This window comes from Psychrobacter sp. Ps3, assembly GCF_022129275.1.
GTDB lineage: Bacteria > Pseudomonadota > Gammaproteobacteria > Pseudomonadales > Moraxellaceae > Psychrobacter > Psychrobacter submarinus.
Genome location: NZ_JADQAL010000031.1, coordinates 24,520 through 35,511, shown reverse-complemented (window position 1 = coordinate 35,511; position 10,992 = coordinate 24,520). Strand labels below are relative to the sequence as shown.

The following is a 10,992-nucleotide window of genomic DNA, read 5'->3' as shown; positions in this document are numbered from 1 at the left end:
GCCTAAAAAATAGTCTCTGTCAGTGCCATGGTCGAATGTTCAACACGCCCTAATTTGCGAATATTCAAAACCGCTTATCACCACCCAATAATCACATAATCGACCGGATATGTACTATGAAAGACGCTTCACACCACATCTTAGGGAATATAGAAAAAGAGCCTATAGCGAATGACTCGCTAGCCTCAGCGGAGCTAAAAAGTGAGATGATTGAGCTACAGATGAGTATGGCGCATCTTGAGCTGACCGTAGAGCGCCTAGATCAAGTGATTGCTCGTCAAGATAAAGATATTCAAACGCTACAGCGACAGTTGCAGCTGATCTATAACCAAATGCAGAGTCAAAACCAAGGTGACGGCATCGCTCCTTTTGATGTCCTAGCAGATAGACCTCCGCATTATTGAGACAAATGTTATTTTCATCATTGCAATATTTAAGTATCAGCCTGCTTAGATAGCCGCTTGTATGGTTTAAATCAAAACGCAGACTGGTTTATATAAGCTTTTCTAAATGTAAAGTTGTGACTATATTGTGACGGCATAGTAATTAAATAATTATTTTTTATGGTTGTCATCAACTTCAAAAGCTATTAGTATCTTGTCCTTCAATCCCCCTTGTTTAGCGAAGTTTGGTTGAGTTAACTGTTCTTAGCTAGGTTAAACAAGGAAATAAAACAGTTAGGATGTTTGGAGAGAACCAATGCGTAGCACTTTTTGTTTAAAGGCTCTTAGCGTAGCGATTGCTACTTTTTCAGTGGCAAGCGCGGCTAGCGCTGCAGGCCTTGATCGTTCCGGTCAAGACATTACCGCATTTTTGCAAGATGGCACTTATGCAGAGACCGTCTATACTTATATCGACGCTGATGTAACGGGTGAAGACAAGACAGATGAAAGAAATAAGATTGATGACATTGCAGAGTCTTATGACTTTTTCCGTTATGGTGTAAAGACTGACATCAACGAAACCTTTAGCATTGGTGTTTTATATGACGAGCCCTTCGGTGCTGCGGCTGACTATGTAGGCGATAGCAACTTTGTAGATGCAACAGGCGAAGGTACCAATGTTGAAGTTCGTACTGAAAGCTTAACCGGTATCCTTGGTGCAAAGTTTGGTGAAAACAAAGAGTTCCAAGTGTATGGTGGTCCTGTCGCGCAGCGTGTTAAAGCTGACGTAAAGCTACGTGGTGAGGCTTATAGCGTTGCTAATGGTTATACTTTAAATGTTAATGCGGATCAAGACTATGGTTGGTTAGCAGGTGTGTCGTATAGTAAACCTGAGATTGCTTTAAAAGCAGCATTGACTTACCGCTCGGAAATTGAGCATACTGCTAATTCTGCTGAGCTATATCCTTTTGTCGATAGTCTACCTATCCCAGGCCTTTCAGCAAATCGAAGTGGCGATATTGAAATTACCACACCTGAGTCAGTAAACTTTGATTTCCAGACGGGTATCAACCCGACGACATTAGCGACTGCAAAAGTACGCTGGGTACCATGGAGTGATTTCGCGATTACACCAGGATTATATAATGGTTTTAGTCAAGTATTAGCAACTCTGCCTCAAGGTACTGGTATACCTCCTGAAGGTTTAGATTTAGTCAGCTATGATAAAGATCAATGGCAAGTAGAGCTTGGTCTGGCCAAACGTCTAACTCCTGCATTAGCAGTTTCAGGCAATATTGGTTGGGATAGCGGTGCAGGTGACCCAGTGACGTCACTAGGTCCTATCGAGGGCTACTATAGTGCTGGCCTTGGCGCAAAATATAATATTACCGAGAACTGGGCCGTATCTGCTGGTGGTAAATATTTATGGTTCGGTGATGCTGAAGGTCAAATTCCAAGTAAAACGGTTGTTAGTAACTTCGAAGACAATGACGGTTATGTACTTGGGGCAAAGATTTCTTATCAGTCTAAGTAATAAGCCTGATTTAAGCTCAATAAAAAAGCGATCCTTAGGGGTCGCTTTTTTATTGGTTAATGTAAACTGCTGATAATTAAGTTGACATTAGTACGGAAAAAACTGCACATATAAAGGGAGATAAATAAAGTATTTAATTGTTGTTTTATAGTGAAAAAGCCATTACTATTTAATTAGGACATCGTTGACATATTTGGTAACAACTTGATTATGCTAACGGTTTAATAACATGGATGTTTGGAGATACAAAATGCGCCCTACCTTTCACTTAAAAACCCTTGCGGTAGCTATCGCTGCTTTCTCTGCAGCTAGTATAGCTAGCGCGGCTGGTCTTGATCGTTCCGGTCAAGATGTTACCGCTTTTTTTCAAGACGGTACTTACGCCGAAGCCGTATATACTTATATCGACGCTGATGTTAGCGGTTATGACAGTTCAAACAACAACCCTTTTGACAACGATTACGTACGTGGAAACAAAACTGGAGATATTGCTGAAGACTACGATTTTTTCCGCTATGGAGTGAAAACTGATGTTAATGATACGTTTAGTGTAGGTCTGCTTTACGATGAGCCATTTGGCGCGTCAGCTGAGTATACTGGCGATAATAACTTTGTTGCAAATACTAATCCAGCTGACTCATTAGGAGAGTTTGCTAACGATCCAGCGCCTAGTGGCCCGTTGGGTAATGCAATAGTTGGAGCTGAAGCTGGAAACGCAGGTGAAAACACTAAAGTCGAAGTTCGTAGCCAAAGTTTGACAGGCTTATTAGGGATGAAACTGGGTGCTAACAAAAACTTCCAAGTCTACGGCGGTCCAGTGGCTCAGCGTATCGAGTCAAATACTAAGTTACGTGGTTTAGCGTATGGCCCTGCTACTGGTTATACCTCAAACAGTAATCCTGATATGGACTATGGCTATATCGCTGGTATTTCTTTTAGTAAGCCTGAGATCGCATTAAAAGCAGCACTAACTTATCGTTCTGAAATTGATCATGATATTGATATCAATGAAACATATCCTTTAGCGCCGACCATCGGTGCAATAGGTACTCCTCCACGTGTTCTTTTAGCCAATCAAACCAGTCGATACGAGATTACGACTCCTAAGTCAGTGAACTTCGACTTCCAAACCGGTGTCAACCCAACTACATTGGCCACAGCAAAGGTACGTTGGGTACCTTGGAGCGACTTTGTCATTACGCCGCCATTATATAACGAAGTTAGTAAAAATGCTGCCCGTCCTGATGGTCTTAACTTAGTCGACTATGATGATGATCAGTGGCAAGTAGAGCTTGGTCTAGCTAAACGCCTTGCACAGGCTCTAGCGGTCAGTGGCACAGTAGGTTGGGATAGTGGTGCAGGTGACCCAACCACCTCCTTAGGTCCTATCGAAGGGTATTACAGCGTAGGCTTGGGTGCCAAGTACAATGTAACGCCTGAATGGGCCGTTTCAGCTGGCGGTAAATACCTATGGTTTGGTGATGCTCAAGGTAGACTGCCTACTGGCAAAATCGTTGCTGATTTTGAGGATAACGATGGCTTTATTGCCGGTGTAAAACTCTCTTATCAAGGGAAGTAATGAGTACGAGACAATCGATATAATAGTGTAATTGCAAAAAGCGGCTTCAGAAAGCCGCTTTTTTTTGGTTTACAACGGCTAAAATAATTGTGAACCTATTAGTCATATATAACGCTAGTTAATTAAAAATTTTATCTAGAACAAAATGCATGAAATTATCTGTCGGCTATTGTTAGCTCGCTAAGCCTTGATTTAGTTAGCTGTCATTATATCTATAAAGCCAGATATTTTGTCTAGAAGCAGAAAATTCGAACTTAGTAAGGGCTAATAAAGAAAGTTTGCTATAACTTTGAAAATTCACTATGATATCAAAATCAGTTACCTTGACTTACACTACTGTGATGTGCAAAAAATCTGATAACATAGTAAAACCAAATCTTGCGAGCGATGGTTTTCATCGTTTGGCAAAGGATTGCAAGTAGAGGTCAGGTGGATAACACTACCGATCTAAAAATTATTCATGGAGGATGTCACGTGTTGCAAAAATTCCCTATCTCTAAGCTCACTTTAGCGCTTATCACTTTATCTGCTGCCTCACTTACACAAGCAGCTGGCCTTGATCGCTCTGGTCAAGATATCACTGCATTCTTGCAAGATGGTACTTATGCAGAGACTGTCTATACCTATATCGATGCTGATGTTACTGGGGTTGATAATGATGGCAACAAAAGTGGTGATATTGCTGAATCCTATGACTTCTTTCGCTATAGTGTTAAAACAGATATAGGCGATAGGTTCAGTGTGGGTGTCTTGTACGACGAGCCTTTTGGTGCAGCCGCAAAATATGAAGGCGATAATAATTTCACTGGGGTAGCAGATGTAACTGGTGCTGGAGCTATTCAAACAGTTGCACAAACTGCTGTTGGAAGAACTCAAGAAAAGATTGGTCAAATTAATACACAAATAGCTGGTATTGATGCAGCCTTAGCAGATCCAAGCTTGCCACCAGAGCAACAGCAAGTATTAGGTCAAAACAAAGCAGTTTTAGAACTGGCAAATGGCGCTCTAGCTAATGCAGTTACAGGCTTTGAGTCATTAAATGATGCGCCAACCCTTGAAAATTATAATAATTTAATTGAGGGTACTCGAGATAATATTGCTCAAACTGAAGGAATTCTTAACCAAATAGCACCAGGCTTGTCGGATGAGACAAATCAACTTGCTCAAAATTTGCTAGCTGGTAATAAACAAGATTTAGCACAAAGTGAAGCTGCACGTGATGCCGTAGCCAATTTATTGAGTATTGATGAAGCGACCAATGTAGAAGTACGTTCTCATACGCTATCACTTATCGGTGGCATGAAATTTGGGAATCAGAATCAGTTTCAAGTATATGGCGGACCTGTTGCTCAACGTTTAGAAGCAGATGTTAAGTTAAGAGGTAACGCTTATAAAGGCGCCACTGGATATACTTCACACATTAGCCCTGACCAAGATTATGGTTGGCTAGCAGGTATTTCTTATAGTAAGCCTGAAATTGCTTTGAAAGCGGCTTTGACTTATCGCTCTGAGATAGATCATACATTAACTGCTGCCGAATACTTTCCGGCGCTCGCAATACAAGGGCAAAACCCTAATAGTACAAATGATTTTGAGGTAACTACTCCTAAATCTGTCAACTTAGATTTTCAAACAGGCGTGAATCCAACAACTTTAGCTACTGCCAAAGTGCGCTGGGTACCATGGAGTGACTTCTCAATTAGACCTCCCGTCTATACGCAAGCGTCAAACCTACCATTAGTTGATTATAGTGACGATCAATGGCAAGTGGAGCTAGGTCTAGGTAAGCGTCTTGCTCCAGCTTTAGCAGTTAGTGGTAGTATAGGTTGGGATAGTGGAGCAGGTGATCCAACGACATCTTTAGGTCCTATTGATGGTTACTATAGTGTCGGTCTAGGTGCTAAGTATAATGTCACGGAGAACTGGGCTGTATCAGCAGGCGGTAAATATCTATGGTTTGGTGACGCTGAAGGTTCATTACCAGATGGTACTATCGTCTCTAATTTTGAAGATAATGATGGGTATGTGGCTGGTGTGAAGATTTCTTATCAAGCTAAATAAGGTTTCTAGTCTAGATTTTAAATAACAAAGGTTGAAAAAAAAACGACTCTTTATGGGTCGTTTTTTTATGGGTCTTTATATTCTAAGTAAAATGTTTGAAAGTTATTTAAAACCATGATTGCTGTTGAATGCACTTTTAGCTTGCCTCGAAGCGAGTCAGTAGTTTATACAAAGTTATAGACCTAGTAGGGGACAAATAGGGCTTATAACATAATAAGCTTTTCTCAAAAGCTCAATTATAGGTAGTTCTTGATAAGGAGTGTTGACGAAGTTTGTGCTGTCAGCAAACTATATTATGCATTGTAAGTAACTTTGGTTATTATGATGATCGTGATGAAAAATCAGCGACGGTATTATTAACCAAGACTTTCTAAGTATCTTACCAGTTTTGTATTAGCCAAATAAAACCCTCGCTATCTCGGATAGCGAGGTTTTTTTAATGTTCAATAGTCTATGAATTTATTTGTTTAAATTCAGCTCCATTTCTTTATATTTAGCAGATACCGTAGGTCTTGGACCACCAGTCATGATACTCACTGCAAAGATCGCAATGGTGCTTAAGATAAAGCCTGGAACGATAGCATATAACCAGCTATTTAAGGCAACTCCATTCATCTCGAATGGACCATAGACCCACAAGATGACCGTCAATGCACCGACAACCATACCCGCGACAGCGCCGTTACGGTTCATACCGCGCCATGTCAGACTAAAGATAACGAGCGGGCCAAATGCCGCGCCAAATCCTGCCCAAGCGTTAGAAACGAGGTTCAGTACTGAGCTGTCTGGGTTTGATGCCAGCAAAATAGCGACAACAGCAACGACAATCACAGAAATACGGCCGACCAGTACTTGACGCGCCTCTGGGGCTTCTTTATCAAAGAACAGCTTATAGACGTCCTTAGTCAATGAGCTTGATACCACCAATAGCTGAGAGGAGATGGTACTCATGATCGCTGCCAAGATAGCCGCTAATAAGAAGCCTGAAACCAATGGATGGAATAAGAACTGCGTGAATACCAAAAAGATAGTCTCAGGATCATCTAGTGTCATGGCAGTCTTTTGCACGTAAGCACGACCAGCAAAACCAGTCATCAAGGCACCGATAAGGCTGATAATCATCCAGCTCATACCAATATTACGGGCGGTCGGAACGTCTCTAACTGAGCGAATCGCCATAAAACGTACGATAATATGCGGCTGACCAAAATAACCCAAGCCCCAGGCCATCAGTGAGATGATACCAAGTGCTGTCATACCACTGGTGATATCGAGCAAGCTTGGATCGATATTTTGGACTGCGGTTGTCGTAGCTGAAATGCCGCCAAGATCAGTAAAGGCAACGATAGGGACGATCACCATAGCAAATAACATGATGACCCCTTGTACGAAGTCAGTCATGGATACAGCGAGAAAACCACCGAATAGTGTATAAGCAACTACCACACCAGCAGTAACCCATAGGCCTGTGCTATAAGATAGGTTTAATGAGCTTTCGAAAAGTTTACCACCCCCTACAAGACTTGCAGCGGTATAGACGGTAAAGAATAGAATGATGACAACGGCTGAGATGACACGTAGCATGTGTGACTTGTCTTCAAAGCGGTTGGCGAAGTAATCGGGTAGGGTAATAGCGTTGTCAGCTACTTCGGTATACACACGAAGGCGAGGTGCTACGATCAGATAGTTTAATAATGCCCCTAATGTCAAACCAAGTGCGATCCAAATACTAACCACACCATCGGCAAACATATAACCAGGTAAGCCAAGTAGTAACCAACCTGACATGTCTGAAGCACCTGCGGATAATGCAGTAACTGCTGGACCGAGATTACGGCCCCCAAGCATGTAACCTTCAGTATCATTGGCCTGCTTAAAGTAAGCATAAATACCAATCCCAATCATCACTAAGAAATAGGCGGCAAGCGATATCAGCACGCCACTAGAAACTCCGTTCATATAAATTGTCCTTAACCAACGCTGTTGGCTGTTATTATATTTCGCTATCGAGATAAAAATAGAAACTCAGCACAAAAGGTGATATCTAAAAACAATAAAAGCCATTAGATATCTCGTAATGGCTTTGCACTTATTAACTTTGCACTTATCAATAAGTGATTACTTTTGACTTTACAGGATTGATATAATCACAGTCAGCTTTAGACTTACACCGATAAATAAAAGTAAGTCACTCTTTATTCATCGCAGTTTATTCATCGCAGTGAAGGATATCAATCGTTTAAAATCGTCAGTTTTACCATACGTTTATCGATATGACTCTAAAAGCAGATAATAAGCTCTTTTTGAAAATGAGCTGTCATTTATGATTGTATAAGTCATCTTACTCACAAACATAAATGAAACTGGCTGCTAATTTAATTATACTGTCTTTAGTTATGACCTTTAATACTTAAGCAGATCTTAAATCAATAGCATTGCAAATCAGTGATACTGTCAGCTACTTTTAACACTAGATTCATCATTAAATTAAGTAGCATCAGTTATCAAGTAGATCAGTCAGTAACCTTACTTCAATAATGCTAAAGCATTAATTAAAATGACATAGTTATCACTGAAGTAACTGAATGTTAAAATTCATACTTAAGAATTATAACGCATCACAATATCAATTACTAATCGTAGATTAGATGCGACTAGCGTTACATAAGCTCCTCAATACTTTTGAGCTATAGAATAACTATAAAAAAAACGTGACCTTGTGGATCACGTTTATCATATTTGTTACGTTTATATTACTAACGGTATCATGAATTAATCAATAGGTGCAAGTAGCTCTAATAGCGCCTCGACACTGCTAGAGCGCGTCAATTTTGGGTTGATAACCACGCCTAAGTAGCGTTGCAGCTCGATATTATCCGCCATATTGATACGCTCTAAGTCTTGGCTTATCAGGGTTTGCGGCAGTACCGACCAGCCCAGTCCTACGGAGACGAGCATACGAATCGACTCAAGTGGATTGGTACTCATTGTGGCATAAGGCTTTAAGTTATGTTTGGCAAATTCAGCCAAGGTGATCTGACTCGTAAAGGTATTGGCAGAAGGTAGAATAGCTGGATAGTGTGCTAGCTGCTCTAAAGTCACATTGGTTTTTTGCGCTAAGGGCGATAACGTGCCGGTCATGAAATATAGGGGATCGGACCATAGCGTATGATAAGTCAAGCGCTTGTCATAGACGGGCGGTAAGGTTAAGAAAGCCAGAGATAAGTTACCATCAAGAACGGATTTGTGTGCCTCTTCTGAATCGACAAAATGCACTTCTAACTGCACAGCAGGATAAGTTTGAATAAAATGCTTGAGCACTGGCGCTAAGTGATGTAGACCAATGTGATGACTCGTACCAATGACTAGCTTGCCTGAGACCACTTGTTCTGAGTGCTGAAGATTAATCCTAAAATTATCATAATCATCGAGCCAACGCCGGGCGTGCGGCAGCATCTCGTTAGCGGCTTGGGTAGGCACGATACCGCGGCCTACGGTGTCAAATAGCGTAATATTGAATTCGTCTTCTAAGTTTTTGATACGTTTGCTGACGGCAGGCTGAGTGATAAACAGCTTTTCTGCTGCTCCTGAGATACTGCCTGTTTGCATAACGGTGACAAACGTTGTCAAATTGGTGGTATTCAAACCGGTATCCTTAGCTATATGTAGAGCTATAATTAAAAGTTGGCTAATCCAATCACAATTTATTAGAAATATAAGTTTGGGAATGGATAAAAATCATCAATTATTATTATAGGATTAGGCTGCTATAATCACAAGAGATGAACCCACTTTTTAACACTTTTACTTTGTTATTTTTGTTAATTGTTAAGTTTAGCAAATAAATAGTTATTAATTAAATAGACTACAGCGTTATCGATTTAGCTTATAAGGTATAATTAGGATATTAGCGTTCAGTATAGACGCATACTAATTGAAGCTCAGTTCAAAGATCAGTAACCGGAAAAGGATAGCTACATGGCCGCTCAAACATTATACGACAAACTTTGGAATGCTCACGAAGTCAGCAAGCGTGATGATGGTTCTAGCCTTATTTATATTGACCGTCATCTACTGCATGAGGTGACGAGTCCGCAAGCTTTTGAAGGCTTAGAGCTGGCCAATAGAACGCCGTGGCGTCTGTCGGCCAATATCGCAAGTCCAGATCATAATGTACCAACGGTGACCAAAGAGCGTCTAGAAGGCGTTGAAGGTATAAAAGATAAAGTATCGCGTCTGCAAGTGGTCACGCTCGATGACAACTGCGCCAAATTCAATATTGCTGAATTTACGATCAATGATGCGCGTCAAGGTATCTTGCACGTGGTAGGACCTGAGCAAGGTTTAGTGTTACCGGGTATGACGGTTGTCTGCGGAGACTCACATACCGCTACTCATGGTGCGCTTGGCTGCTTAGCGCATGGTATCGGGACCTCTGAGGTTGAGCATGTCTTAGCGACGCAGTGCCTGATCACCAAAAAAATGAAAAATATGCAGATCCGTGTCACCGGTGAGCTTGGTGCTGGGGTGACGCCAAAGGATGTGGTGCTCGCGATTATCGCGAAGATCGGTACCGCCGGCGGCAACGGTCACGCTATCGAGTTTGCCGGTCAGGTCTTTGAAGAGATGAGCATGGAGGGCCGGATGACGGTCTGTAACATGGCGATTGAAGCAGGTGCGCGCGTTGGCATGGTGGCAGTTGATGATACTACCATCGATTATGTCAAAGGTCGTCCTTACGCACCCACTGGTGAGCAGTGGCAGCAAGCAGAGCGCTACTGGCGTACTTTGTATTCAGATGCTGATGCGGTGTTCGATACTGTCGTTGAGATTGATGGTAGCCAGATTGCCCCGCAAGTCTCTTGGGGCACCTCTCCTGAGATGGTCGTTGATGTCACGGGGTCCGTTCCGACGCCAGAGCAAGCGGCAGATGCCACTCAAGAAGAGGGCTGGATGCGCGCATACCGTTATATGGGACTTAAGGCAGGTCAGCCGATCACAGATATTCATCTTGATCGTATTTTTATCGGCTCTTGTACCAACTCGCGTATTGAAGATTTGCGTGATGCGGCAGCAGTAATTAAAGGGCGCACGGTCGCTGATAGCGTCAAAGAAGCGATCGTCGTTGCTGGCTCCGGACAAGTCAAACTGCAGGCAGAAGCTGAGGGCTTAGATACGCTATTTACTGATGCAGGGTTTGAGTGGCGCGAGCCTGGTTGCTCAATGTGTTTGGCGATGAATGCCGATAAGCTTGAGCCCGGTGAGCACTGCGCGTCGACCTCTAACCGTAACTTTGAGGGCCGTCAAGGCAATGGCGGGCGCACGCATTTAGTGAGTCCAGCGATGGCGACAGCGGCCGCATTGGCGGGTCACTTTGTCGATGTGCGTACTTTTTAGAAGAGGATAATCGATTACTCTTCTAACATTCGATAGTT

7 protein-coding genes are annotated in these 10,992 nt (G+C 42.2%); 5 read left to right on the top strand and 2 right to left on the bottom strand.

Annotated features, from left to right (window positions below; all coding sequences use genetic code 11):
- Positions 1–116 precede the first annotated feature (116 nt).
- The 4 genes from I3248_RS09660 to I3248_RS09645 all read left to right on the top strand — a co-directional run bounded on the left by I3248_RS09660 (position 117) and on the right by I3248_RS09645 (position 5,557).
- Positions 117–404, top strand: coding sequence for a SlyX family protein (locus I3248_RS09660; RefSeq protein WP_238063465.1), 288 nt, complete (start codon positions 117–119; stop codon positions 402–404).
- Positions 405–699: 295 nt separating this feature from the next.
- Positions 700–1,917, top strand: a complete 1,218-nt coding sequence (locus I3248_RS09655; protein ID WP_238063463.1) for an outer membrane protein transport protein — start codon at positions 700–702, stop codon at positions 1,915–1,917.
- A gap of 250 nt (positions 1,918–2,167) precedes the next feature.
- Complete coding sequence (locus tag I3248_RS09650) at positions 2,168–3,496, top strand: outer membrane protein transport protein (RefSeq protein WP_238063460.1); 1,329 nt, start codon at positions 2,168–2,170, stop codon at positions 3,494–3,496.
- A gap of 474 nt (positions 3,497–3,970) precedes the next feature.
- Positions 3,971–5,557, top strand: coding sequence for an outer membrane protein transport protein (locus tag I3248_RS09645; RefSeq protein ID WP_238063467.1), 1,587 nt, complete (start codon positions 3,971–3,973; stop codon positions 5,555–5,557).
- 459 nt (positions 5,558–6,016) lie between these two features.
- Here the strand turns inward: I3248_RS09645 and putP are convergent, their stop codons facing one another.
- Together putP and I3248_RS09635 are read right to left on the bottom strand one after the other, a co-directional pair.
- Entirely contained in the window at positions 6,017–7,516 is a 1,500-nt protein-coding gene (gene putP, locus I3248_RS09640; RefSeq protein ID WP_238063458.1) for a sodium/proline symporter PutP, read from the bottom strand.
- An 813-nt stretch (positions 7,517–8,329) separates the two neighbouring features.
- Entirely contained in the window at positions 8,330–9,202 is an 873-nt protein-coding gene (locus I3248_RS09635) for a LysR family transcriptional regulator (RefSeq protein ID WP_201600947.1), read from the bottom strand.
- 333 nt (positions 9,203–9,535) lie between these two features.
- On the opposite strand from I3248_RS09635, the gene leuC reads away from it, so the two are divergent.
- Entirely contained in the window at positions 9,536–10,954 is a 1,419-nt protein-coding gene (gene leuC, locus I3248_RS09630) for a 3-isopropylmalate dehydratase large subunit (RefSeq protein ID WP_238063457.1), read from the top strand.
- Positions 10,955–10,992 lie beyond the last annotated feature (38 nt).

What these genes read in the sequence shown, in the direction of transcription:
- I3248_RS09660 (WP_238063465.1), top strand. Translation starts at nt 117, where the DNA reads ATGAAAGACGCTTCACACCACATCTTAGGGAATATAGAAAAAGAGCCT.
- I3248_RS09655 (WP_238063463.1), top strand. Translation starts at nt 700, where the DNA reads ATGCGTAGCACTTTTTGTTTAAAGGCTCTTAGCGTAGCGATTGCTACT.
- putP (WP_238063458.1), bottom strand. Translation starts at nt 7,516, where the DNA reads ATGAACGGAGTTTCTAGTGGCGTGCTGATATCGCTTGCCGCCTATTTC.
- leuC (WP_238063457.1), top strand. Translation starts at nt 9,536, where the DNA reads ATGGCCGCTCAAACATTATACGACAAACTTTGGAATGCTCACGAAGTC.
- I3248_RS09650 (WP_238063460.1), top strand. Translation starts at nt 2,168, where the DNA reads ATGCGCCCTACCTTTCACTTAAAAACCCTTGCGGTAGCTATCGCTGCT.